This is a genomic window from Tessaracoccus sp. SD287, from assembly GCF_017355265.1.
In the GTDB taxonomy this organism is placed as follows: domain Bacteria; phylum Actinomycetota; class Actinomycetes; order Propionibacteriales; family Propionibacteriaceae; genus Aestuariimicrobium.
In genome coordinates, this window is sequence record NZ_JADIJQ010000028.1 from 19,279 (window position 1) to 43,943 (window position 24,665).

The 24,665-nt window shown below is 64.9% G+C and carries 18 protein-coding genes and 1 pseudogene; 12 read left to right on the forward strand and 7 right to left on the reverse strand.

What is annotated here, in order from left to right:
* The first annotated feature begins 76 nt into the window (after positions 1–76).
* Entirely contained in the window at positions 77–1,141 is a 1,065-nt protein-coding gene (locus tag IPV09_RS11065) for a substrate-binding domain-containing protein (RefSeq protein WP_207475309.1), read from the forward strand.
* 58 nt (positions 1,142–1,199) lie between these two features.
* On the opposite strand, the gene wecC is transcribed toward IPV09_RS11065, so the two are convergent.
* Complete coding sequence (gene wecC / locus IPV09_RS11070; RefSeq protein WP_207475310.1) at positions 1,200–2,432, reverse strand: UDP-N-acetyl-D-mannosamine dehydrogenase; 1,233 nt, start codon at positions 2,430–2,432, stop codon at positions 1,200–1,202.
* Positions 2,433–2,557: 125 nt separating this feature from the next.
* Between wecC and IPV09_RS11075 the strand changes: the two genes are divergently transcribed.
* Positions 2,558–3,823, forward strand: a complete 1,266-nt coding sequence (locus IPV09_RS11075; RefSeq protein WP_207475311.1) for a glycosyltransferase family 4 protein — start codon at positions 2,558–2,560, stop codon at positions 3,821–3,823.
* Between the two features lie 35 nt (positions 3,824–3,858).
* Positions 3,859–5,532, forward strand: a complete 1,674-nt coding sequence (locus tag IPV09_RS11080; RefSeq protein ID WP_207475312.1) for a glycosyltransferase family 4 protein — start codon at positions 3,859–3,861, stop codon at positions 5,530–5,532.
* An 8-nt stretch (positions 5,533–5,540) separates the two neighbouring features.
* Here the strand turns inward: IPV09_RS11080 and wecB are convergent, their stop codons facing one another.
* Positions 5,541–6,710 (reverse strand): non-hydrolyzing UDP-N-acetylglucosamine 2-epimerase, encoded by a 1,170-nt coding sequence (gene wecB, locus IPV09_RS11085; RefSeq protein ID WP_207475313.1) that lies wholly within the window; start codon positions 6,708–6,710, stop codon positions 5,541–5,543.
* A gap of 461 nt (positions 6,711–7,171) precedes the next feature.
* Here wecB and IPV09_RS11090 point away from each other — a divergent pair, with 461 nt between their 5' ends.
* The 3 genes from IPV09_RS11090 to IPV09_RS11100 all read left to right on the forward strand — a co-directional run bounded on the left by IPV09_RS11090 (position 7,172) and on the right by IPV09_RS11100 (position 10,073).
* Positions 7,172–7,879 carry an ABC transporter permease gene (locus IPV09_RS11090; protein WP_207475314.1) on the forward strand — a complete coding sequence of 236 codons (708 nt, stop codon included), beginning with the start codon at positions 7,172–7,174 and terminating at the stop codon, positions 7,877–7,879.
* Positions 7,857–8,708: an ABC transporter ATP-binding protein gene (locus IPV09_RS11095; RefSeq protein ID WP_207475315.1), complete on the forward strand. Its 852-nt coding sequence runs from the start codon at positions 7,857–7,859 to the stop codon at positions 8,706–8,708. The genes IPV09_RS11090 and IPV09_RS11095 overlap by 23 nt, the downstream gene beginning before the upstream one ends.
* Before the next feature lie 414 nt (positions 8,709–9,122).
* The gene (locus tag IPV09_RS11100) at positions 9,123–10,073 is read left to right on the forward strand and encodes a hypothetical protein (RefSeq protein ID WP_207475316.1); all 951 of its coding nucleotides are present in this window, start codon (positions 9,123–9,125) and stop codon (positions 10,071–10,073) included.
* A gap of 4 nt (positions 10,074–10,077) precedes the next feature.
* Here the strand turns inward: IPV09_RS11100 and IPV09_RS11105 are convergent, their stop codons facing one another.
* Both IPV09_RS11105 and IPV09_RS14300 read right to left on the reverse strand, forming a co-directional pair.
* Entirely contained in the window at positions 10,078–11,232 is a 1,155-nt protein-coding gene (locus IPV09_RS11105) for a hypothetical protein (protein WP_207475317.1), read from the reverse strand.
* Between the two features lie 180 nt (positions 11,233–11,412).
* A pseudogene (locus IPV09_RS14300) lies at positions 11,413–11,581 on the reverse strand (DapH/DapD/GlmU-related protein); the annotation flags it as partial.
* Between the two features lie 1,096 nt (positions 11,582–12,677).
* Here IPV09_RS14300 and IPV09_RS11115 point away from each other — a divergent pair.
* The 4 genes from IPV09_RS11115 (at position 12,678) to IPV09_RS11130 (ending at position 16,495) form a co-directional block, all read left to right on the forward strand.
* Positions 12,678–13,055 carry a hypothetical protein gene (locus IPV09_RS11115; RefSeq protein ID WP_207475318.1) on the forward strand — a complete coding sequence of 126 codons (378 nt, stop codon included), beginning with the start codon at positions 12,678–12,680 and terminating at the stop codon, positions 13,053–13,055.
* Positions 13,056–13,057: 2 nt separating this feature from the next.
* Entirely contained in the window at positions 13,058–15,064 is a 2,007-nt protein-coding gene (locus IPV09_RS11120; protein ID WP_207475319.1) for a glycosyltransferase, read from the forward strand.
* Positions 15,061–15,693 carry a hypothetical protein gene (locus tag IPV09_RS11125; RefSeq protein WP_207475320.1) on the forward strand — a complete coding sequence of 211 codons (633 nt, stop codon included), beginning with the start codon at positions 15,061–15,063 and terminating at the stop codon, positions 15,691–15,693. Before IPV09_RS11120 ends, IPV09_RS11125 begins: the two co-directional genes overlap by 4 nt.
* Before the next feature lie 70 nt (positions 15,694–15,763).
* On the forward strand, positions 15,764–16,495 hold the full coding sequence (locus IPV09_RS11130) for a DUF6270 domain-containing protein (protein ID WP_207475321.1): 732 nt from the start codon (positions 15,764–15,766) through the stop codon (positions 16,493–16,495).
* 11 nt (positions 16,496–16,506) lie between these two features.
* Here the strand turns inward: IPV09_RS11130 and IPV09_RS11135 are convergent, their stop codons facing one another.
* The 3 genes from IPV09_RS11135 to IPV09_RS11145 form a co-directional block, all read right to left on the reverse strand.
* A complete protein-coding gene (locus IPV09_RS11135) occupies positions 16,507–20,178 on the reverse strand; it encodes a glycosyltransferase (RefSeq protein WP_207475322.1) in 3,672 nt (1,223 codons plus the stop codon).
* Entirely contained in the window at positions 20,175–21,026 is an 852-nt protein-coding gene (locus tag IPV09_RS11140; RefSeq protein ID WP_207475323.1) for a hypothetical protein, read from the reverse strand. Before IPV09_RS11140 ends, IPV09_RS11135 begins: the two co-directional genes overlap by 4 nt.
* 65 nt (positions 21,027–21,091) lie before the next feature.
* Positions 21,092–22,912: a glycosyltransferase gene (locus IPV09_RS11145; RefSeq protein ID WP_207475324.1), complete on the reverse strand. Its 1,821-nt coding sequence runs from the start codon at positions 22,910–22,912 to the stop codon at positions 21,092–21,094.
* 254 nt (positions 22,913–23,166) lie between these two features.
* Between IPV09_RS11145 and IPV09_RS11150 the strand changes: the two genes are divergently transcribed.
* Both IPV09_RS11150 and IPV09_RS11155 read left to right on the forward strand, forming a co-directional pair.
* Positions 23,167–24,246, forward strand: a complete 1,080-nt coding sequence (locus IPV09_RS11150; protein WP_207475325.1) for an LCP family protein — start codon at positions 23,167–23,169, stop codon at positions 24,244–24,246.
* Between the two features lie 148 nt (positions 24,247–24,394).
* Positions 24,395–24,665 (forward strand): hypothetical protein (locus tag IPV09_RS11155; RefSeq protein WP_207475326.1); only part of this gene is annotated, 271 nt, incomplete at its 3' end.

A 24,665-nucleotide genomic window follows, 5' to 3' on the forward strand; every position in this document is an offset into this window, starting at 1 on the left:
ATGGCAGCCCACCGCGACGGGATGAATCCAGCATGATTGCCAGAATTGGACGACGAGGTCGCGGCACAGTGGTCGCATGACCCGGGGGTTGAAGTACTCGCTGCTGGCGGCTGACCTGCGCCGCGGAATCCTGGCGGGCAGCTGGGTGGCGGGCGAGAAACTACCGACCCAGGACGAGTTGGCCGCCAGCCGCGGTCTGTCCATCAACAGCGTGCGTCGAGCCGTCGACGAGTTGATCGACGAGGGTCTGGTGGAGCGCCGTCAGGGAGCCGGCACCTTCGTCTGCGATCCGTCCCCCAGGGCTCGTGCGGGCCAGCGTCGCGTCGGTGTGTTGATTCCCGACACTCGTCTCTACTATCCCCGGGTGCTCGCCGGATTGGAGACCACGTTGGCACGGCTGGGGATGGCGACCAGCGTCGCCACCTACGAGAACGACCCGGGACGACAGGACGCCGCACTGCAGTCACTGCTCAGCCGAGACCTGGACGGACTGGTCTGCACGCCGGCCCTCAGCGACTGGGACGACCCGTGGACGAGGCTGGACGAGCTGCGTGCCCGGCTACCCCTGGTGCTGGTCGAACGCAGGCTGGCCGACTGGGGGCCAGACGACGACTTCGACCACGTCTGCAGTGACCACCGGGCCGGCGCCATTGACGCGATTCGGCACCTGGCCCGGTTGGGGCATCACCGGATCGGACTGGTGGCCCGGGTGCAGCCGGTGACTGCGCCGGAGGTGCGGCAGGGCTACCTGTGGGCTTGCGAGCACCTGGGCCTCGAACCGACCGTCTGGTCGGTGGACGAGCGCTGGCCGCAGCAGGTGGGACGGGCGATCGACGAGATCGTGGCGGCTGGGCTGACTGCGGTGCTGGTGCACGGCGACCAAGAAGCGAGCGTGCTCGTGGACCGCTGGCTGGAACGGCGGCGGCGCACCCCCGGTGACCTGGCGATCGTGTCCTACGACGACGAGACCGCCGACCTGGCCCGGGTCCCTTTGTCTGCGGTCGCTCCCCCCAAGTACCGACTGGGACGGGTTGCCGCCCAGCTCATCGTGGATCGGATGGACGAAGGGTCCCGGGCGCCGGTCCAGCAGGTGCTGATCAGGCCCCGATTGATCGTCCGGGCGTCCTGCGGTGCCGGCTGAGGGCGCAACCCGCCAGCACAGCCGCCGCCAGTAGGGAGCAGGACTCCCCTACTCCTGATCAGACAGTCGCGTTGCGGGGCTTGCGCCACACACCCTTGGTGTCGATGACCTGCTTTCCGGTCAGTGCCTCGGCCGGGATCTCCCGGAACTCGCGATGGTCGACCAGCATGAGCACGACGTCGGCCTCATCCATTGCCTCGGGGAGCTCGGCGAGGGTCACCCCTCGGCCGGCCAGATCCTTCGGCAGTTCCTGGATGTTGGGCTCCACGGCCAGGATGCGGGCGTCGGGGAACTCACGGGCCAGACGCTCCACGATCTGGATGGCCGGGGACTCGCGCAGGTCATCGACGTCCGCCTTGAACGCCAACCCCAGCGCGGCGACCACGGGGCTCTGCAGCGATGCAATGCGTTCGCGCACCTGGTCAATGACCCACTCCGGCTTGGCATCGTTGACTGCGCGCGCCTGCTGGATCAGTTTGGTCTGCTCCGGGGCGCTCGAGACGATGAACCACGGGTCGACGGCGATGCAGTGACCACCCACACCGGGGCCGGGCTGCAGGATGTTGACACGAGGGTGCTTGTTGGCCAAGTCGATCAATTCCCACACATCGATACCGAGGTGTTGCGCAATCACCGACAGTTCATTGGCAAAGGCAATGTTCACGTCGCGGAACGCATTTTCGGTGAGCTTTGCCATTTCCGCGGTGGCGGCATCGGTGAGGTGAATCTGGCCTTCGCAGAAGCTCTTGTAGATCGCGGCGGCGCGCTCGGCGGCCTCGCGTGAGAGCCCCCCGACGATGCGGTCGTTGGTGACCAGTTCCACCATGATCCGACCGGGTAGCACCCGTTCGGGGCAGTGGGCGAACTGCAGATCGGTCAGTTCGGGGCGGGCGTTGGCGAGCACGGCGCGCACGTGGTCGGTGGTTCCGGGCGGTGAGGTCGACTCCAGGATGACCAGTTCGCCACCGGACAACTGGGGTGCGATGGCGTTGGTCGCTGCGTCGATGTAGCTCAGGTCGGCACGGTGGCCCTCGGTGAAGGGCGTCGGGACGGCAATGATGTACACGTCGGCGGCTGGGGTGGTCTTGGTGGCGCTGAGCCTGCCGGCATCGACGTTGTCCTTGACCACATCGGCCAGGTCGGGCTCCACGAACGGCACCTCGCCCCGGTTCACCGCATCGACGTGCCGGTCGCTGACGTCCACCCCGATGACCCGGTGACCAGCCCGGGCCAGCGCCGCCGCGGTGGGCAGTCCGATGTAGCCCAATCCGACCACGACGATTGTTTCCATCAGCCAAGCCTTCCGTTGCGGCGACGGCCGGGGCGCCGTGGCACACTCGCGCGTTTGACGTTAGCATTTTCGCTGGGACGTCGCGCCGACGGCCCCCAACGAAGGACGACCTGCGCTTGTAGGATGTGTCCACATCACACATTTCTGGAGCGACCATCCACGTCCTGTTGTTCACCCAACACTTCCCGCCTGACACCGGTGCTCACGCCACCCGCTGCTCGTGGGTGTCGCGGGAGATGCTGGCGCGTGGCCACCGCGTGACGGTCGTGGTGCCACGCTGGGCCAACCATCCGGTGCGCGTCTCCGACCATCCCGGTCTGGTCATTCACGAGGTTCGCGCACTCGTCCCAGGCATGGGGCTGGGCCGCCGCCTGCTGAACGAGGCCCTGGCTTCAGTGCAGATGCTCGCCCGCGCGACCAAGGTGCACGACGTTGACGCGGTGGCGGCCACCGTCCCAGCCCTGCTCACCCTGCCGACGGGATGGCTGGCCAGCCGACTGCTGCGGGCACCGATGGTGCTCGAATTGCGTGACGCCTGGCCGCACCTGCTGTCCGAAATGGACCAGTGGGAGGAGGACGGCACCCGGCCCGCCACCGCCCCGCGACGGCTGATCGGCGCAGGCGCGAAGGTGCTCACCACGGTGATGTGGTGGCTGGAGCGCAGGGCCGCCGGCACCGTGGTCACGTCCCAGTCGCTCGCCCGCGACCTGCAGGGCAAGGTACGCGAACCGGTCAGACTGGCCCGCAATGTGAACGCCCACGCGTTGGTGGTGGCACCACGCGAGCGCGACCACGCCGAACTGCGCGTCCTCTATCTGGGCAGTGTCGGACGGGCACAACGCCTGGCCACCGCCGTCCAGGCCGCGCTGCTGGTCCAGCAGCGCGGGGTTCCCATCACGCTTCGCATCCTGGGCAAGGGCGCCCACGTCGCCGCCATCGACGAGTACATCCAACGAACCGGTGCCCCGGTGCAGTTGCTCCCACCCATCCCCATCACCGAAGTCGCCGCGCAGTACTCGTGGTCGGACACCGTTCTGATCATGCTGCGCGATTGGTCGGCGATGCGGCTCACCGTGCCCTCCAAGTTGTATGAGGTGCTGGCGACGGGACGACACATCACCGGCAGCGTCGCCGGGGAGACCGCCGACATCATCACCGACGCCCAGGCCGGACACGTCGTCGCACCGCAGGACCCGGTCGCCCTGGCCGACCTGTGGTGCCGCCTCGCCGAGGACAGAGCCCTCCTGGATGTCAGCGACGGGGGTCACCAGTGGCTCGCTGAGCACGCGGACCGCGGCCAGCAGGCCCAGTCCGTGGAGGATGTGCTTCGCACCGTCGTTGACGCCCATGCGACGAAGAGCCGACGCGGCCGCTGGGGCCGGTCACGGTGAGGGCCTCTGCAACGTCGCTGCTCCGGAAGGGTGCCTTGGCGGGCAGCGTCGTCCTGCATCACCTGGGCGGGGACCACGCCAGCTTCGCGGTGCAGGTGACCCGCCGTCTGGGACTGGCCCGGCGCATCCCGCTGGGACGGGGTCCGATCGCGTGGCAGGTAGTCGCCGCGCACCTCGCCGACCAGTCCCTCGCCGTGGGGGGCGCGGCAGACCAGTGGGCGGCCGGCCAACCCGGCGCAGGCCTGCTGGACCGACTCGCGACGAGCGTCGCACTCCATCACGGGCTCGACCACCTCGTCCCGCCCCGGTTGATGTCCGGCCGGATGAAAGCCTTGGCCGCCCTGCGTCGGGGCGACTACCAGACCGCTCTGGACGAGCTGCCCGAACGTTCCCGTTTGGCCCGGACCACGCGCAGCGAACGGCTGATGATGACTCCCGGGGTGTGGCCGCTCCTCAATGGGGCCAGCAGCAGTACCGCTCGACCCTTTCACCCACGACCTCGCACCGTCGTGCACGCACTGACCAGTTCGTTGCCGCACACCGTGTCCGGCTACACCGCGCGCAGCCACTCCTTGATGACGGCGCAACGTGAGCTGGGCTGGCGCGTCGAGGCCGTCACGCGTGTCGGCTATCCGGCGGCGATCGGCAAGCTGCTGGCCGCCGATCTCGACGTGATCGACGGCATTTCGATGCATCGGTTGCAGCCGAGCTGGCTGCCCCTGACCCTGGCGGCCCGGCTCAGGGCCCAGGCGCAAGGGCTGGCCGCCGTCGTCGAGCAGGTGCGTCCCCAGGTGCTGCACACCACGACGGACCACACCAACGCCATCGCCGTGCAGGCGGTGGCCCACCGCTTCGACCTGCCATGGGTCTACGAGATGCGTGGCCAACTCGAACTGACCTGGCTCGCCTCCCGTCCCGACAGGCTGCGGGAGCCGGCGAGGACCAGTGAGCGAATGGCGCTGCAGCGGGCCCGCGAAACCGATGCCGCGAGGACCGCCGATGCGGTGGTGGTCCTGTCGCAGGTCCAGAAGCAGGACCTGATCGATCGGGGCGTACCCGCTGACAAGATCACGGTCGCCCCCAATGCAGTCTCGCCGTCGCTGCTGAGCCATCACACCGCACCCGCCGAGGCCCGGGCCCACCTTGGCCTGCCCAAGCAAGGACACTGGGTGGGGACAGTCAGCTCGCTGGTGGACTACGAGGGCTTGGACACCCTGCTGCGGGCAGTGGCGCGGCTACGGGCCGAGGGCCGAGACATTCGCTGCGCCATCGGTGGGGACGGTGTCAGTCGACCAGGACTGATGGCCTTGGCTCGCGAACTCGGCATCGACGACCAGTGCCTCTTCCCCGGCCGGCTGGCGCGGTCAGCGGCCGTCGAGTGGATGGCAGCGCTGGACGTGGTGGCGGTCCCCCGCAAGGACACTCCGGTGTGCAGGGTGGTAACACCGCTCAAGCCGGTGGAGGCACTCGCGCTGAACCGTCCCGTCATCGCCAGTGACCTGCCTGCCCTGAGGGAGCTTCTGGAACCGTCAGGAAACCTTCTGGTCACGGCCGAGGATGACAACGCCTGGGCCAGAGCCTTGGCCGCATCAATGGATGATCGTGCCGCTTCCTCCGAGCGAGCCGCCAGAGGCCGCCAGTGGGCGGCGGGACGGACATGGCACCGCAACGCCCAGCTGTATGCGGACCTTTACGACAGCTTGCGCTGACGAGACACTCACGCTGCTGATTCGTCGGCTCCTGCTGGCACGAAGTCCGGCAGTCGCTCCCCAACGCCGAGCAGGTGTTCCATCGCGGCCACGCTACGTTCCGCCGCGTTTCCGTCGCCGTAGGGGTTGGCAACCTGCGCCATGGCCTGGTAAGCGTTCGTGTCGCTCATCAAATGGCTGGCCTCTTCGACGATGCGGTCGGTGTCGGTGCCGACCAGTCGCACGGTGCCCGCGGTCACGGCCTCAGGTCGTTCCGTGTTGTTGCGCAACACCAGCACCGGCTTTCCAAGACTCGGCGCCTCTTCCTGCACACCGCCCGAGTCGGTCAGCACCAGGTAGGACGCCTGCTGCAGGTGGACGAACTCCACGTAGTCCAACGGCTCAATCAGCATCACGTTGCTCAGCGACTCCAGTGCTGGCCGGAACGCCTGGCGTACGTGCGGGTTCTTGTGCGCCGGGAAGATAATGGTGGCTGCGGGAAACCGGCGGGCCAGCTCTGCCACGGCGTCGGCGATGGCTCGCATCGGGGCGCCGAGGTTCTCGCGGCGGTGCGCGGTCAACAGGATGATGCGGCGTCCGCTGGCGACGACCTCGGACACCCGCGGGTCACTGAAGGCCCTCGGCAATTGGGACGCCTTCAGGATCGCGTCGATGACGGTGTTGCCAGTGACCACGACATCCCTGGCGGGGAAGTTCTCGCGCAGCAAGTTCTCCCGCGCTTCGGCGGTCGGGGCCAGATGCAGGGCGGCGACCTGTCCCACGAGGCGGCGATTGCCTTCCTCGGGGAAGGGCTCACGAATGTTGCCCGAGCGCAGTCCCGCCTCCAGATGAACTACCGGTATTTGTCGGTTGAAGGCGGCGATGCCCGACATGGCCACCGTGGTGGTGTCACCCTGGACGAGCACCGCGTGGGGCTCGATGTCCAGCAGCAGCTGGTCGATGCCGCTCAGGACCTTCGCCGACAACGTGTTGAGCGACTGTCCGGACTCGAACACTTCCAAGTTGTGCGCGGGGGTGATGCCGAAGACAGCGTTGACTTGGTCAAGCATCTGCTGGTGCTGGCCGGTGATGACCGCGACGGGCTCGAGATGACGCGATTCGGCGAGTCGGTTGATGAGGGGGGCAACTTTGACTGCTTCTGGCCGGGTTCCGTAGGCGACCAGGATCCGCTTGCGCATGCGCACGCCTTTCTGTCCCCCCGCAGACTACCCTCCGGCGACGCCGCAGCTGTAGCGGCCCGAGGTTGACAGCCTCCGATTCTTCGCTGCACCCAGGGGCACATCCCAGATCGCGATAGAGTGGCAGCCATCCGAGGCGTGGACGAATGGGGTCCCTCCCGGACACCGTTGGCTTCAGAGAGACTGAGGAGTAGTGCCGTGGCTGTGGACGTTCGTCGGGACTACCCGATGCCTGCATGACGAGAAACCCCAGACGCGCCGCCCGCGAGGCTTCCAGCGCCAAAAGCGTCCTGTGGCCAAGTTCGGGGTCCAACGCACGCCGGGCGTGGGAGCATTCGCCACTCGCCCCCGTCAGCGCACGACCGCCCCTTCCGGAATACCTCAACCAACTGTGGGACAGGCGCCACTTCATTGTCCTGCACGCGCGGTCGCAAGCCCTTGGTCAGCACCAAGGTACGGTCTTGGGACGCGCCTGGCTTGTCCTCGGCCCGCTACTGGACGGACTGGTCTACTGGATCATCTTTGGGCTGGCCTTCAACTTGCAGAACACCGTGCCGGACTTCATCTCGCGACTGTTGGTGGGCATCCTGCTGTTCAGCTACTTTTCTCGCGGTCTCACGAGCACTGCCAATAGCCTGACCGCCGGTCGAGGGTTGATCCGAGCGTTCGCCTTTCCTCGGGCAAGCCTTCCAATCGCAGCGATTCTGCGCGAGGCCTACAGCGCCATCCCCATGGTTCTGACGCTCCTGGCGATGATCCTGGTAGTCCCTCCGGGCGCGCGCCCGACCTCCACGTGGCTCCTGCTTCCATTCCCGCTGTTGCTGATCACACTCTTCACGGCCGGTATCGGGTTCATCCTTGCTCGCGTTGTCAGTGTGGTTCCGGACGTGAGCAAGCTCCTGGGCTATGCATTGCGCTTCGCCCTCTACGGCTCTGGTGTCATTTTCAGCGTCGATCGGTTCACCGATCATCCCGTCATCAATGCATTGCTCACGATGAATCCTCTCTTCATCTTCATCGAGATGGCGCGCGAGTTGTTGCTGTACGACACGATCCCCGGGCCTGCCAAGTGGCTGCTACTGACCGGTTGGGCCATCGTCTTCCTGGTACTCGGGTTGCTCTACTTCTGGCGGGGGGAGGCGAGCTATGGCAAGCAACGAGTCACGTGACGCGCCGGTCAGTGTCTCCGTGCTTAACGTGTCCATGGATTACGTGAGTGAGGCGGGAAGCCTCCAACATCTCTCACCCACGGAGCGCCGAATCGCACGCCTCCGCCGGATGGTCGGTCAACCTGCTCTGACCCGGGTGCACGCCCTACGCAACGTTTCCTTCGACGTTCACGAGGGCGAACACGTCGGCATTGTGGGCTCCAACGGTTCCGGCAAGTCCACACTGCTTCGGATCATCGCTGGGCTGGAACCCGCAACATCTGGGGAGGTGTTGGCCCAGGCGACGCCCATGCTCCTCGGCGTCAACGCAGCTTTGATCCCGCACCTCAGTGGGCGACAGAACATCCGACTAGGTTTGTTGGCTCTTGGCTTCACACCGGCAGAGGCGAAGCAGCGCGCGCCGGCGGTCGCTGCTCTCGCCGGCATCGGTGAGGCCATCGAGAGACCCATGAAGACATACTCATCCGGAATGGGCTCACGTCTGGCCTTCGCCATTGCAGCCTCTGCGGAGCCCACGATCCTGCTGATCGACGAAGCGCTCGGCACAGGTGACTTGGCCTTCGCCGAGCGAAGCAAACGAACAATCGACGAACTGCGCGAGAAGGCCGGCACCATCTTCCTGGTCTCGCATGCAGCCCAGACAATCGAAACCATGTGTTCAAGGGCGATTTGGCTGCACAAGGGCGAGTTGATCATTGACGGGCCAGCACAGCACATCGCCAACGCCTACCGCTGGTGGGCTTGGAATATGGCGCAGGAGAAGCAAGATGTTGCGACCGAACTTCTGGCGAGGGCACGAGCGGGGACTCCAACTTTTCAGGCAGAGTAAGCGCACGGCTCACATCCACCACCGGCGTCGGCCGCTGACTAGCGACACCTCCAGGGCCGCGTGTCTTGACGGCCGCCGGACGGCCGAGTCCACGCCCAACTGACAAATGTCCGCATGTCCCCTGTAGGCTTGGCGCGCGAGTCCCCGGTCCACCGCGCTGCGGACGCGGGCCCCTCGACCCATGCATTTCTCACCATGCTCTTGGCATTCGGCTCCGATTCGGAGGGACAGATGGCTGTTAGAAAAATTCTGGGAACGCACAGCGGAGTAATACCCGCTTGGTGCGAGGTAACCCGTGAGCCGCCACGACTCCCAGCTGATCAGGACGCTACATATCTGCAGCGATTCGATCACTCCACACTCTGGTGCGACGCCTTCGCCACGCCGCGAGGTGTCTGTCTCATAGGACCCCCCATGTTGAACCTCGAGAAGCTGTGGCGAGGCTCCTCCTTCGAAGTCGACGCGTCGCCGGTCTCCATCTCTGAGTACCCAGACATGAACAGGACCGCGCAGACATGGCTGAGCGACGCGTCGGGTTCCGCGGAGACCGTCGCGGTGAGCAACGACATGTTCGACGTCAAGTCCGGCATTGGCGCTGACATGACCGGACTTTTTCGTGATCACAACGTGTGCGTGACCATGAACCGCGACAACCACCTCGTCAATATTCGTGACTGGGTCTTGTTCAACGTCCGCATAAACGGAGCAACTGCGTTCCTGATTTATGACAACCAGAGTCGTCGCTACACGACGCGCGAAATACTGGACGCTTTGAGCGACATCAAGGGGGCGGAAGTCATCGTCATCGTGGAGTGGCCGCACAAGTTCGGACCCCTGGGCGGGCCACAACAACAATGGGACTCGGATTTCGGTCAATACACCGCTTGGGAACACTCGCGGTGGCGCTTTCTCACAAGCGCGAGGGCGGTTCAGGTAGGTGACGTGGACGAACTGGTGCTGGCGAACGATTTGCGCAGTTGTTTCGATCTCGCCCTAGCCGAGCCGTCCGGAGTTCTGTACTACTACGCTCGGAATGTAGTTCCGGTTCCGAGAACTGGCGCTGACCCGAACGCCGAAGTGCGGCGCCACGGTGATTGCACTATGCATAATAACGAAGGGCGCATCGTAAAGTACACATACGTCCCTGCTGTTCTCGACCCCGTCCAGCAACTCAAGCTACACGCCGTCACCTACGCCAACCACCCGAAAAGCGAGGACGTCGTGGCCCGGCACTGCCTCAATGTTCACCTACGCTGGAGAATTGGGTCACATGCCTACACTTTCCCCTATCGCAGCCCGCAGGACGGGGACGAGCAGGACCTAGCCTTCGAGAGCGCTTGCGACCTAGCCTATTCAACGCCCTGAAGGACTACCACGTGTCACCAGGAAAAACGTGAAAGAATTTAAGAACGGAAACCAAGTCTCTAATTTCGTCCCAGTCGCTGTGCCGATACGGCAAGACATCCAACTTCGCCTTTGCAGTCGCCATCTGGAGTCGCAGCTTGTCATCAGCATAAAGGCCAAGTGACGTATTCTCCCGGAAGTAGAATTCGAGATCACGCTTGCTGACGAAGGAAGACAGACCTTTAGTCGCCGCCATCCAGCCATCAAACTTCCCCTCTTTGGCGAACTTGAGCATCCCCGGAGCAAGAAAGTCAATGGCAAATGAATTCCCGAAAGTAAGCGGTTGTCGCTTGAGGTCCTCGTCCTCGGGTAGGTCCAAACCCAAGGAGTAACGTTGATCGATCGCCTCAAGCATCACGAGTTTCCGGAACCACTTCTCGGTGTGAGTATCCGCCAAGGACGTCAACGCAGCGTGCATCAACTCCGGGTATCGCTTGGCTGCCACCGCCGTCGTGGCGAACTCTGTCAGTCCGGCGACCGGGGCGATTCCCTCATAGCCAGCGGCTTTGAATATGCTGTGGCTCGCGCTAGGCATGGCCCCGGGCAAGAAGTTCCATGGAGAGGCTTCCAAGATGGACCCGAAAGCCAAATAGCCCGCCTCCAGCTCCTCTTTCATCAAGATGGCCGCCAACCCCATGAATGTCCAGGACTTTTCAAAGCCGCGCACATTCGTCTCAACGATGGCCGTGGGGAACGTCTCGAAGAAGTCTCGCTCCCTCGAAAAACCGCCACCAAAATCAATCGATACCAGACGTGCATCATCGTCCAGCAGCGCGAGAGCCGCAAGCGAGTCGAGTCCACCGCTGAAGCTCAGTGCAACTTGCGACCCACTCCTCGGAGGCTCCCCTGGCAACAGTGGGGCGTTCCATGTTGCGCCGGTAGCTACTTGCAGACGGGCCCTCGTTTCTGCAGTGATCGGTTCGAGAAAGTCGAACTGCTCGGCGGAGCCGTTGAAAATTGACGCGATCGCACAAGCAATCAGGTCTGGATGGGGGCGGATCCCGGAGGGCAGGCGGAACCAGAGATGTTCTGACACAGAGCCGCTGCGGTACTCGAAGTCGATGCTGCCGTCTTGATTTCTCTCGATGTCGCGAAACGTCAGCGTCCGTGGCTCACTCATCGGAACCGTATGCCTCGACAATATCTGCGCCGGTTAGAACTGGAGGCGTGAATGGCTCCATGCTTTCAGCCTCTCGTTCAAAGAATGCCAGCATGGCTTCAACGTCGCTCATCTTATTGTGTGCAAAGTCTCGCGGATTGTACTGCCACCAAGCGCTCGCCAGAAGGCGATCTACAACTTCACTCGGAAAACGAAGACGGATAATCTTTGCCGGGTTGCCGCCAACGATTGCGTAAGGCGGGACATCGCGCGTGATTACGGAAAAGGCCGCAATCACTGCTCCGTGCCCCACCGTGACCCCCCTGTTGATCACGACGTTCTGACCAATCCATACGTCATTCCCAATCTGGGGGTAAGGCCTCTCAAGTTGCCGCGGGTCGCCCGTGTTGAAGTTACCGTCGTTGAAGTCTTCGTGAAACGCCGCGACGTTCAGGGCGGCCGAGTCGAACCCGATGTTAGAGGTGCTGAGCCACTCCACTGGGTGGCGTGGCCCGGTCACAGTCAAACCCCATGAGATACTGCAAAATCGCCCGATGCGGAGATAAGGATTCAGTGGCGAATGTGAATATGAGAACGCACCCATTGCTGCAAGGTTACTGCCCGCGTAGATTCCGCTGTAGCCCTCTAGGTGCAGTTGATCCACGAAGGTCAGCGATTCGGGCGATGTCCGGACCGAATTTGGATGCCAGTCGAGGAACACTCTTCTGTCCGCCAATAACTCTTGAAGCGCCCTCGTGAACTTGAGTGTCGCCACCATGTCCTCCATACTCCGCTTTATAGGACTGTGCTATTCGCATGCCATGACCTCGTCTGCAGCAGACCGGCCTCAGCATACAGGCAATCTGTTGAGCTGCTGTGCGCTCCTCTTCGATGATGCGCCTCTCCGCAATGTCTAGCCTGGTCGCCGCCCCAGACGCCCCGCTTTCGATCGTCAACGCACTGCCGATGCTCGCTCGTCGGTATGTTGACTCGCGCACTCGCGAGCCACCATGCCGGGACCCAGTGATTCTGCCTGGGGTCGCCCAGTGCGGCAGCGGCTAGAACTGGGCTGCCGTCTGAAGTGCCCGGCGCGACGACTCCCCCGTCCTTGGCCGTCGGAGTGCCCGGCGCGACGACCCCCCGTCCTTGGCGCCGACCACGTCCGTGCCTCCGGCAGCTGTCGAGCGGCGGCGAGTGAGCGCTGCCCTCGATACCCGGCTGGCCGCACCAGACCGTCGCTCCAGGCCGGTCGGTGACGCCAGTTGCAGAGATCTTCCCCCCTGATCAGGTGGGCGCTCCACGACGTGCCGGCACGATGCGACGATCTGGGCACGCTCCAGCGCGACGCGCAGTCCGAACTGGATAGTGAATCCCACGGTGTGTCGTCGTAACCGGTGATGGGAGCACTCTTCGCTATCCTTGACGAGATACGAGTCCTCTCCTCCGCCCCTCCGAAAGGAGCGCTCGTGCCTCTCACACGGGTCTTCACGCTTCCCTCCCCATCGCTGACCATTCGCCCTGTCTGCCGGACGAAGGGACCTATCGCCGCCAAGGAGTACCTAGCGCTGTTCTCGTTCGAGTCGGAAACCGGCGAGGATCGTGTGCCCGCAGGATTGTCATGGTCCGCGGCGCTGCGCACTCCGTTCCAATACCTTCCTGACTCTGCCGGGAACGAGACGATTCACATGGCTCAGTTCCAAATGCCGCCCGGGCAGCGTTCATTCACGGTGACGATTCGTTCTTGGGCGTCTGGTGCTCCAGACCCTGAGCTGATCATCGATGATGTGATCGTGGAATCAGCGTTGAGTAACCGTCCTGTAATCGTGCTTCCTGAAAGGCTCTGATAGTGCAGCGTCCTGATGTCTCCGTTGTCATAGGTTTCCGGGATTGGGGAACTGAGCGTATTCGGCGATCGGCCGAGAGCATTCGACAGGCTTTTGGTGCGGCTTCGGGTGAAATCATCATCTCGGACTACGGCAGCGTTGACCCCGAACCTGCGCGGATCGTTGCCGAGGCGGTGGGTGCGAAATACGTTTACACGCCCGGGGATCCACTGTGGTCGCGTTCGCGGGCGCTGAATGCCGGTTTCAAGATCGCGTCCGGTGCGGTCTTGATCTCGACTGATGCTGACATGCTGTTCTCCCCTGACTCTATCGGTGCAATCGCGGAGACCGCGAGGAATCTTGAGCACTGCGCGTTGTTCTTGCAGTGCCGCGATCTGCCTTCCTGGATGGGCGACGATTACTTCGCTGATCACCCTGATGTGGACTGGGCTCTGTTGGAGAAGGAGGGCAGGTTGCGTCCCAGGTGGGGAATGGGCGGAATGATGGCCATTTCTTCGGAGGGATACGCGGTTCTGCACGGCTTCGACGAGAGACTCCACACCTACGGCGGAGAAGACCTCGACTTTGCAAAGCGTGCCCGACGTGCCGGCTACCGCACTGTATGGGTCGATGATCCCAGGGTCCGTATGTACCACATGTTTCACCCCCCAACACTGACCTCGGTCGAGCAAACCGCGGAGGGGCGTGCAGCAGTTCAGGCCAATAGGGACATCCTCATGTCTGATGGCACGTACGTTCGCAATCTGACCGAGTGGCGGCACATGCCGGCGTGGACACCGCCGATGGTCAGCGTCGTCATCGCCACCAAGGACCGAGTCGACCTGCTCATGGAGGCCGTGCGATCAGTGCTAGTGCAAAGCGCCCAGGACTTCGAGATAGTCGTCGTGGATGATGGCTCTGAGGAGGATGTGCAGGGCGCGTTGGCGTCGTTGGGCGACAACCGCATCAGGTACTTCCGCCAAGAAGCAAAGGGGATTTCCGCTGCCCGCAACTTGGGCCTTGATGTCAGCCGCGGCTACTTCACTGCAGTACTTGACGACGATGACCTCATGCCACCTCAACGCCTCGAGTGGCAGGTGTCTTCCATCACCGACGGTTATGTAGGGTCTGCCGGGTCATTCATCAATTTTGACGATGAGACAGGTGAACTGCACACCATCATCTCCAAGCATCCGACAATAGCAAACGCCGCTGAGAACGGCGGTGCTCCCGGTCATGGCACATGGCTGCTGCGAACCGATGTAATGCGTTCGATTCGTTATGATGAGTCGATTCCGAGCGGCATCGACAACAACTTCTTTCTACGACTGTTGAGATCCGGCTATCGCGTCAAGCACTCTGCGTATCCAGTTCTCATGCGCAGGCAGCACGGTGGTCAGGTGACAGTCAAGGACGCACAGCGCCAAGGTGATGCCGCGAAGCAGGCACTTCAGTTCTTCAAGTTCGGTTTGACGAAATGGCACCTGCAGAAACTCGCGGAAGACGCAAAAGCGGAATCATACCCTTCGACAACTCATGCTGCGCTGGCCGAGCAGATTCGTCATTTCTTGCCGGATCAGTTGGTGGAGCGCGACGCGACTCTCACCTTGCAGAGCCCTCCAGATTCTCTGCCCACCTTCGAGGGTGACGCTCGCATGGAGGTCGTCCGTCGTCAGGACGAGTTTCTCCTCTGCCATCTAACGGTTCGTAAGGCGACGTATCCGGACTTGATCAGGCTCCGGGCCCTTGGTGGAGACATCAAGACGACCGCTTCTGGCACGCACCCCTTCCCCGAGGGCCATTGGGTTGCTGCTGCTTTGGATGACTTCTTCACTGTGAGTGGAGCTGAGACCGCCTACGTGTATCGCGAGAACGGGGTCGCATCAAGAAGCGCCTCTTCCATGCAGTACTCGATCACGGTCGGGGCTTCGACTGAGAATCTATCCATCTCTCCCGCTGCACCAGCTACCTCTGATCAACCGAGACCGTGGATGGTTGTGGGCCTGACCACTGAGGAGTACTGGGCATGAAGATCACCTGGAAGAGCACCAATTACGGTCAGATCGGTTTCCACGCCGAGTTGCATGAGTATGACGCGGTGCCCCCCGTGGACGCGATGCTCGTCGACAAGGCGCCCGCCACCACCAACCTTGAGCGGGAGGCGATTGCCGCCTACCTGACCTGGGGGCACTGGGTGAGCGGGGACCTTCATCTGCCCCACCGTCTTGGGCCCAATACCGCCGCAGCCATTGAAGCGGACATGAGCGAAGTCGCAGTCCGCCCAAGTCCCATTGAGTACTACCCGAAGCCTTTGGAAGTTGGTCTTCGTGAAGTGCGCGTTGGCTTCGATGAAACGTTCATAGGGCGTGACCCGTCCATTGCCGTTCTGCCGGTGTCGGAGTGGACCGGATCGATGCGGGGACTCCAAAGCGTCGCTGTAGCATCCAACGCCTTCACTCTTGATTTCATCGCCTCGAAGTCCTACCCGTCGATTCGCGCGAGACTGGCTGTTGCAGTCCTCTTCGCCGGAGACGTGTCCGCAGATGTGTTGGCGGTTCACTGTCCAGCAAGGCTGCCGTCGTCCGAGAAGGACCGCCTGACCAAGCTGCTGTTGGCGGCCCGGTTGGGGGTGCGCTTCGTTGAGCCCGAGACGGAGTGATCCATGTGCTGGAGGGTCACAACCGTCGATGCTCAGCGAACAGGAAACGGCCGCGGCTAAGCTGAGCCCCATGGATGGTCAAGCGCGCGTCGCCATTCTCGGCAGCTGCGTCTCCCGCGACGCCTTCGAGTTCGCTGACACGTCCTGGGTTCTCACCAAGTACATGGCCCGGAGCTCCCTGGCCAGCTTCTGCGGGCGCCAGACCGACGTGGAGCTGCCTCCTTACACGAACATCGCCTCGACCTTCCAGCGTCGCATGGTGATCGAGGACGTCGAGAAACGCGGGCGCCGCTGGTTGGCGGACAAGGACTTCGACTGGCTGATCTACGACCCGATCGACGAGCGGTTCACACTCGCCGACTTCGAGGACGGCGGCGTGCTCACCGTCTCCCAGGAGTTCACTCGGCTGGAACTATCTCCCGCCCGGTACCGGCAAACCCAGTTCCCGAGCGACGAGCATTTCGAGCGGTGGGTGGCTGGCTGGGAGACCTTCATGAAGCTCCTCGATGGGTATGGGGTTCGCGACCGACTGATCATCCATCGCGCCAAATGGGTCCAGCGGGTCCAGGGATCGGACCAACTCACCACCGAACCAGACGTGATCGCACGAGCCAACGACTGGCTCGAGCGCGCGTTCACCAAGATGGCCGACGACATCCCCGCGGAACGCTTCATCTCCGTCTCTGACGAGCATCAGCTCGCCGACGCGAACCACCGGTGGGGCATCTCACCCTTCCACTACGTGGAGGGCTACTACCTGGAGTTCTTGGAGAAGCTGGCCGCCGTCACGTCCGCCAAATAGCCGCGCCTCTCTCACTCCGTCCACAGGGGTGCCTGAACCAACTCGCGCACCCGCGCCGGCACCGTGGCCGACTGCTCCTCCAGAAGGTCGAGCCCCCGCGCGGCGGGCTCCGGGTCCACCGCGATCCCCGCCGTGCGCAACATGATCGCCAATGCCTGATCGGCCCGGTGAGCACGCATGATGGCCAGGTACTGCCGCTCCACCGCCCGCCAACGGGCGTCCTCGTCGGTCATGGCCCGTTCCAGGTGCTCATGCCACTCTTCCGCGGTGGTCAGCACCGGGAACGCCTCACCCAACACCTCACGCACTCCCCTGCCTTCTCCGGAGAGCACCAGCGATCCTGAAGCCGCGATCTCGACCACACGACGCGAGAACATCGAGGGTGAGTCCGAGACCGAGTTCACGTTGATGTGGACGGGGTGCGCCCGGTACACCTCCAACATTTCGGCGTAGGACACGGCCCCCACCGAGTACTGCTTGAGCTCCTCGGGCAACTGGTAGGGCGATTCCGGACGGTCATGCTGTCGGTCATAGATCGTCAGGCCGAAGGGAACGGCCTGGTCGAAGATCATCCGCAGCTCGGCCGACCTCTTCGCGTAGCGCTTGCCGTAGTAGCTGCCGGCGAACGCGACCGTGTGCTGGAAGGGCCGTCCCCCCGGCACCGGGTGGTGCAGACGCGGTTGCGCGAAGAACGGCAGCGCGGAGGCCGTCCTGACCAGCGTGTCCTCGGTGTCCAGATAGCGCGGCAGCACGCCGGCGTCGGTGGTGAAGACGTGGTCACACCACGATGCTGGCGAGCGGAAGCTGCGGAAGTGGACCGGGTCCTCCTTGTTCCAGAAGATGGAGGGAATCCCGAGGCGTCGGCACTCTGCCAACAGCTCGCGCAGATCGGCCGAGTCCTCCTCACCGTGGTAGGCCACGCCATGGAACCACTCCTTGTCACGCCCCTCCCACGCTGACTCGATGACCACCGCGTCCAGTCCGTCCAGCTGCTGGCGCCAGCGGTCCCGGCGCAGTTCGGTGATCGGCAGTGTCGCCGAGAAGGTGTCGCGGGTGAACTGGTCGGCGACCAGACCCAGGGTGATCGAGGACAGCGGGCGTGAGGTGCCGGGTCGCTCGGCGCGGCTGGAGTGGTGCAGGTGCGTCCAGGCAGACGCCGGACCCTCATCGTCGGCGTGTGTGGAGCCTCGCCACGTCACCGGCAACCCCAGACGAGCTGCCGCCACCGCCGCCGCCAGAGCGCGTGGGCCGGCCTGGTCGCTGGCCGTGATCGCCGAGGCACGGACCCGTCGGGCGGTGCGTTGCAGGGCATCGGCCCAGATGTGCACCTGGTGGTCGAGACGGGCGGGTTCGTCATCGACCGGGTCACAGGCGACCTCCCCCGGACGAGCGGCGTGTTCGTCGGCGGCGACGACGACGTTGCTGTCGGGCACCAGAGCAGCGGGGAGGCCTGTGGGCGGCAGGATGCTGCTCGGGTCATGGGCCCACGCGTCGACCGTTTCGGCACTCAACTCACGTCCGCGCAGGTACTGCAGCCGACTCTTCGGCAATGACACCAACCTGAACCACAGGTCGCGCACCTGGGCGAGGTCGTACTGCTGCGCCCGCTGCTTCATCGCCGGCCCGACGTCCCCCCACCGCGCCGCGTTGTCGAGCACGAACTGGACGGCCTGCTGGGTGCTGTCACAGACGAGGTCGGCACCGAAAATCTCCTCGACGCCTTCACGCGGCCAGATGACGGGCAGGGCGCCCGACGCCATCCCCTCAACCGGCGCCAGATGGAAGGTTTCCCGGGTGCTGGGGCTGACCATCCAGCCGATGCCACGGAACCACGAACCCATGTCTGCCGAGAAGGGCTCAAACGTGACGTGCTCACGCAACCGATCGTCGGTGGCGATCCGTTCGAAGAAGCTGCCGTAGGCCTCGCGTTGGGCGGGCTTGGCCCATTCCCAGGGGTACTCCCAGGGCTGGCGTCCGCGCAGCACCAAGTGGTAGCGCTCGTCGTGGTCCAACAGCCCGGCCAGCAGGTCCAGGGCCCGATCGGGACGCTTCAGCATGGGGACATAGCCCGCCATGCCGATGCGGAACTCGGCGCCGGGCACCTTGGGCCGATCCAGGTCGACAGCATCGATGGCGTTGGGAATCACCGTCGTGCGATGTGCGGGCCATCCGGTCTGGTCGAGCACCTGCCGGCGGTAGAAGTCCGACACGAACACGAAGGCGTCGACCCGGGACACGTCGATGTCGGCCAACCATGCGCCACGGATCTCGAAGCCGTGGAAACGCACCAGCAGCCGTTGGTCGGCCCGCACCCGCTGGGAGTAGAAGACGGCATTGGGACCCGACCACTCACAGATGATGGTGTCGGCCCATTCGGCATGCTTCGCGCTGGCCTCCGCGTCGTGCTGGGCGAGACGGGTCCACTGGTCGATGCGCAACTCGAAACCGGGGTGCGACTGCAGCATGTCGATGAGTTCACCGGCGAACTTGAAGTCGTGACCGGCCAACAACACCTTGTGGCGAGGTCCCTCAACGGCCGGCTGGGCACCCAACGCCCGCGCCAAAGAGCTGCGCATCCGTTCCGCGGTGGCCGCCATCGAGTAGTCGGCGACCCGCTCCCGGGCCCGTTCACGTGCCGCGGCGACCAGGCCGGCGTCGGCGCCTGCTCGTGCCAACGTCGTCAGGACGTCATTCCCATCGACGAACAGCGGGTAGTCGGTGCCCAGCAGTGCCTCGTGCATCGCGGTGCGGTTCAGGACCGGCGGGGTGCCGATGGCGGCGAACTCCAGCATCTTGGTCGAGATCTCCAGGCTGCCGTCGAGTTCGGCGTCGCGCCAACACACCCCGATCTCGTGGCGGGCGCTCTCCGCCAGCGCACCCTCGCGGCACATGCCACCGGCCCAGCTCACCCCCGGGCGATCCTCGGCGGCAGCGGCCTTCATGGCGTCAACCCACCACTGGTCGCCCGCGGTCAACTGGAACTTGTCACCAACCATGGTGAGCCGCGCCTCGAAACCCCGCTCGGCCAGCTGTGCGGGCAGGTCGACCATTTCGAGGGTGTTCCAGCGCCGCGCGAACTTGCCGGAATAGACCAGGTCGAGTTCACCGGAGTGGTTTCGGCCGTCGGCCAGGCTGAATGCCTCATCGGGGACGATCGGATTCAGCACCAGGGTCTTGCCGGCCGCGGCAGGCACCAGCGCCTCAATCACGGATCGGGCTTCCTCGGTCTGCACCAGCACCCGGCGCGCAGCAGACGCAATCGCAGCGGCACGCTGGGCACCGGCGTCGGTGGGTTCGTACTCGAACGCGGGACCCTCGGTGAGGTAGGGCCAACACCTCCCCGCGAACTGGTCACGGGCGGTCACCTCGGCGGCGACGTCAAAGCCGCGGGTGATCACCACGTCGTAGCCGTGGCGCTCGTCCAACTCGGCAATCCGTCGCCCTGCGTGCTCGGGCGGCATCCCGGCGAAACCGGAGATCTTGTCGTCGAAGGGCGTGCGTACCGTCACCCCCGGCAACCGGCGAAACGGCTCCAGCAGTTCGTCCTCGCGCGCGTCGGACTTCAGCAGCACGTCCACCTGGGTGCCGGCACGCGCCAGGCATTCGGTCACCGACCGCAGCCACACCGCCGAGCCGTCGCGGTAGTTGAGGTTCACGTCGCCGTAGAGCAGCACCCGGATCATGCCGGCACCTCGCTGCGGTCGGCGGCGACCTGCTGGAGGAGGGGCAGGACGCTGCCCGTCAGGGGCGCCTCGTTTGCTTCGGCCCAGGCCGCCTCGTCCAACGGCAGGACGGTCACACCGCGGACCCTCAGTGCCGCGCTGTTGACGTGCGGCACCTGACGGCTCGCAGGAACGAGCACCACCAGCATCCCGCGTGATTGGGCGAGGCGAAGTCCGTCGACCAGCTCCTTGGCCCGGCCCGCCCCAGGAGCATCCAGCAGCCCGAACCAGTCGCCGCCGGCGAAGGCGTCCTCATCGATCACCAACGTGGCAGCCTCGGTGGCGCCCAGCTGCTCGCTGACCGCCCCTCGCCGCAGGAGCTGCACGGTGACGCCTTCACCTTCGAGGCGCTCGCGCAGGGACGGGGACACCACGCCAATGGCGACCCGTCGACGACTGGTGAATGCGGGGTCGGTGACCTTCGTCAACGTCAGTTCTGTGGCGGTATTGGTGACGTGTGGGGTGGCAGCACGGCCCGCCAGGGCTGCGGGCGGACGTGGACCCTGCGAGGCGGGCTGTGACTGGGCGCCTGGTGTGGCGCTCGTGGGGGCGCCGTCGAGTATCTTCTTGACCTTCTGTTCCAGGCGCGCCAACGCGTCCTTCTCCAGTCGGTGGAACTCCTTGCTGTTGCGGTGCATCGTGGCCTGCAGACCGGCCATCCTGCGGGTTTCCCACGTGCCGACCAGTACCAGCACCACCAGGGACAACCCCATCAGCGCCCCGCCCAGTCGTGGCAGGAAGAGCATGACGACGGCACCGAGCAGCGCAATGCCAGCGGCTCCCGCTGACAGCAATTTGAACCTGGACACGAGACCTCCGCTGCGTGGATGAGGGCGGGCGGCAGTGCGGTGAGGCGACAGCCGCAGCTTTGACACTAGAGGAAAATCAGGTGCTCGGGTCGCCCTGATACTTGCCTTTCGGCGCGAAGGAAGTGGTCGTCCTCCATGCTCCAGGTGTGCGCGCCGGCATCGGCCGAGCGCATCTGGACGAAGTTGAACGGGTCGGCGGCCTGGATCGTTCCGCCCTCTCGCATCACCGCTGCCAGGAAGCCAGTGTCCTCCGACCTGCTCAGCGACGGGAACCGGACGCGGGCCGCCAGCTCGCGCGTGGTGGTGATGGTGGGTCCGGCGACGAAGTTGGTCGGGCGCCAGGCCATTCCCGGGGAGGTGAGCACGCTGAGGTCGGGGCCGGCCAGGTGCACCCACCGCTCCTGCTTGCCGACGACCTCGGCGTCGCTGACCCGCAGCGCCGCCAGCAGGTCGGCCAGGTAGTGGGGTCCGTACAGGTCGTCGTCGTCCATCTTGCTGACCACCTCGGCGTCGGCCCGCTCGACCAGATGGTTGAGCACATCGCCCAGCATCCATTCCGGTGGTGCGTCGATGACCTGGACGTCGTCGAGCTGTTCGCGGGCCGCTGCCAGCCATCGCTCGTCCACCTGGAAGCCATGGGTGCCGAGCAGCAGCTGGATGTCGACGTCGCGCTGCTGGGTCACTTGTGCCAGGGCGTGGTCGAGTTGTTCGGGGCGGCGGGTCGCCATCAGCACGCTGACCCGCGGCCGCCCGGGGGCGGCAGCACCCGGCAGCCCAGCAACACGCAACACCTGGTCGACCCGGTGGGAGTAGGTGTGGCCACGCCACAACTCACGCTGGCCCAGGTGCACCATCCGGGCGGCGGCGTCCGGATCGTCCAGCAGCAGGCGCAGGGCGTCGGTGGCCTGCTCGGTGGTGGACACCTGCGCCACACCCTCGCCGAGGAAGCGATGCACCGCGGCGGCGGGGGTGGTGACCACCGGGGTGCCGCAGGCGGTGATCTCGAGCAGCCGGCGGGCGAACATGGTGGGTGATTCGGTGACGGTGTTGACATTCAGGAAGACCCGGTACGCCCGGTAGGCCGACAGCATCTGGTCGTAGGTCAGGCTGCCCACCACATGGTCGGCGTAGGGCTGCGGGAACTCATAGCGCTGGTCGAGGCCCTGGAAACGACTGAAGATCTCGAACCGGTGGGCCGAGTCGTGGTGTTCGGCCTCGACGGCGATGGCGGCGTCGAAGAGCACCTGCATCTGGTCGCGGCGTTCGGGGAACTTGTGCGCGAACCAGGTGCCGGCGAAGGCGACTCCGCGCTCGTGCTGGCCCTTGAATCGCCGCACCGGGTTGGTGATGCGCTCCTGGACCGCGAAGGGCAGCGCCTCGACCCGGTCATGTCCGAGTCGCTGGCGGTAGGCCTCCACCCTGGTCACGTCGGTGGTGAACACGTGGTCGAAGATCGCGGCCGTGTCAATGAAATCGTCGAAGTGGGTGGGGTCCTCCTTGTTCCAGAAGACCGTCGGGATCCCCCGCTGCTGGCACGCCTCGACCAGTGCGCGCAGCGCTGCAGACGGCGCCTGGCTGCCGGTGATCTGGTACTGCCACGCATCATCGTTGCCGTGCCAGGCCGACTCGACGAACAGCAGGTCAACCTCGTCCAGGTGTTGTGGCCACGTCTTCGGGGTGACTTCCACGTGCTGCCACTCGTGGGCGAACGCCTCCCGGGTGAAGGCATCGGCGATGATGGCGACCCGCAGGTTCCGGCTGGGGGTGGCGGGGGCCCGTTCGAACCGGTGGAACACGGCGGGCTCATCGTCGGTGAACAGTCTGCCGCGCATGGGCGGCACCCCGGTGGGGCTCTGGCCCAGCCACCGGCGCCGCACGTGGGACATGAACTGGCGGGGACCACCCGCGCGGAGGTGCCAGAGTGCTCGCCGCACTTCCTGAACTGCATCGCCCACGCGCTCCCCCTCCAAGTCCCCAGCAGTCTAGAGGTCGTGTCGCTCGCCGGTAGGTCGCGGGGTGGGGCTGGGATGTCGCGGATAGCATGGGCTCAACACCTTCGGTGTGCGGCCCGCCAGACGTGGGCCCATGTTCAGAGGCTCGCGGCGGACGCCTGGGGCTCATCTACCCCAAGGAGGGGCCCATGCCCGGCCAGCACCATGACGACACCGAGGGATTCATCGAGACCGCGGGCGCCGCGCAGGCAGGCACTGACAAGGCCCGCGATCGCCGCAACCTGCGCCGCGTGCTCGTCGTGCTGGCCGGTCTCATTGCTGTCGTCCTGGTGGCCGTGGTGGCGGTGGGCGGCTGGTACCTGAACCGTGTGGACAACGCCCTGGACAAGGTCGAGCGCAAGCCCAGCCTGATGCCGACTGATGCCGGCACAGCGGTCGCGCCGACCCCCAAGACCGCGTCCGACAAGCAGCCCATGACCTTCGTGCTGCTCGGCTCGGACACCCGCGGCTCCGACCAGGGCCGTAGCGACGTGCTGATGACCGCTTTCGTCCCCGGCAATCGCCAGCAGGTCTACCTGACCAGCTATCCCCGCGACCTGTGGGTGCCGATTCCTGGCCGCGGTGACGCAAAGATCAACGCGGCCTACGCCTGGGGTGGGCCGGCGCTCACGGTGCGCACATTGCAGGACCTGACCGGGGTGAAGATGGACCACGTGGCGGTGATCGACTTCGAGAGCTTCATCCAGCTCACCGACGTCCTGGGCGGGGTGACGGTCAACAACAAGGTCGCCTCCCGACAGGGCGAGTACACCTGGCCCAAGGGCCAGGTCACCGTTCGGGGCGAGGAGGCGCTGGCCTTCGTCCGGCAGCGCAAGGAACTGCCCAACGGTGACTTTGATCGTGCCGAGCGGCAGCGTGCCGTGGTGCAGGCCATCATCGCCAAACTGCTGTCCCGTGGGGTCCTGACCAACCCGTCCACCTTTGACCAGGTGCTGCAGCAGTTGGCGGGCACCGTCACGGTCGATGACGGGCTGACCAACGACAAGATCCGCAGCCTGGCCACCTCGATGCGCATCGGTTCCGCGGCCGACGTCCGGTCACTGCAGGTCCCCATCACCGGCTTCGGCACGTCCGCGGACAAGCAGTCGATCGCCATCCTCGACAAGGGCGCCCTGAACGAACTGTCCACGGCCATGAAGACCGACTCCATGGACGACTTCTGGGCCACCCACAAGGACGACTGCCGGTTCACCGCCAGCGGGTGTTGAGTCGTTCGTCCCAAGGGGTGTGGACTTGCGGATCGCGCCACTTTCAGTGATCAGGACCCCGCAAGTTATCCTTGGGTTTGAACGCGGGCGTTCGGGGCCGCCGGAGGAGGCGGCCGAGAACTGCCCCCCATCCCCCGAAGGGACGCTTGTGAAGGCACTGTTGCGAGGTCGACGGCTGTGGGTCGTCGTCATCGCTGTGCTGTGGGTGGCGCTGATCGCCCTCACCTCACCCGGCTGGCTGATCCTGTTCCTGGCCGGACTCGGCGCCCTGATTGCGGCAGGAGTGCTGGCCATGCGCCGCTCCTCCAAACCGGTGCGCGCGCTGTCCCCGGTCGCCGCCATCCTCGGCGTGGCGATGCTGGGTGGCAGTTGGTGGCTCGGCACCGCGCCAACGAAACCACCGCTGATCGCCACCCCGG

Bases quoted from the DNA above. Each gene is read 5' to 3' on its own strand.
- IPV09_RS11130 (WP_207475321.1), top strand. From the start codon at position 15,764: ATGGATGGTCAAGCGCGCGTCGCCATTCTCGGCAGCTGCGTCTCCCGC.
- IPV09_RS11065 (WP_207475309.1), top strand. From the start codon at position 77: ATGACCCGGGGGTTGAAGTACTCGCTGCTGGCGGCTGACCTGCGCCGC.
- wecC (WP_207475310.1), bottom strand. From the start codon at position 2,432: ATGGAAACAATCGTCGTGGTCGGATTGGGCTACATCGGACTGCCCACC.
- IPV09_RS11125 (WP_207475320.1), top strand. From the start codon at position 15,061: ATGAAGATCACCTGGAAGAGCACCAATTACGGTCAGATCGGTTTCCAC.
- IPV09_RS11150 (WP_207475325.1), top strand. From the start codon at position 23,167: ATGCCCGGCCAGCACCATGACGACACCGAGGGATTCATCGAGACCGCG.
- IPV09_RS11100 (WP_207475316.1), top strand. From the start codon at position 9,123: ATGTTGAACCTCGAGAAGCTGTGGCGAGGCTCCTCCTTCGAAGTCGAC.
- IPV09_RS11095 (WP_207475315.1), top strand. From the start codon at position 7,857: ATGGCAAGCAACGAGTCACGTGACGCGCCGGTCAGTGTCTCCGTGCTT.
- IPV09_RS11105 (WP_207475317.1), bottom strand. From the start codon at position 11,232: ATGAGTGAGCCACGGACGCTGACGTTTCGCGACATCGAGAGAAATCAA.
- IPV09_RS11135 (WP_207475322.1), bottom strand. From the start codon at position 20,178: ATGATCCGGGTGCTGCTCTACGGCGACGTGAACCTCAACTACCGCGAC.
- IPV09_RS11145 (WP_207475324.1), bottom strand. From the start codon at position 22,912: ATGTCCCACGTGCGGCGCCGGTGGCTGGGCCAGAGCCCCACCGGGGTG.
- wecB (WP_207475313.1), bottom strand. From the start codon at position 6,710: ATGCGCAAGCGGATCCTGGTCGCCTACGGAACCCGGCCAGAAGCAGTC.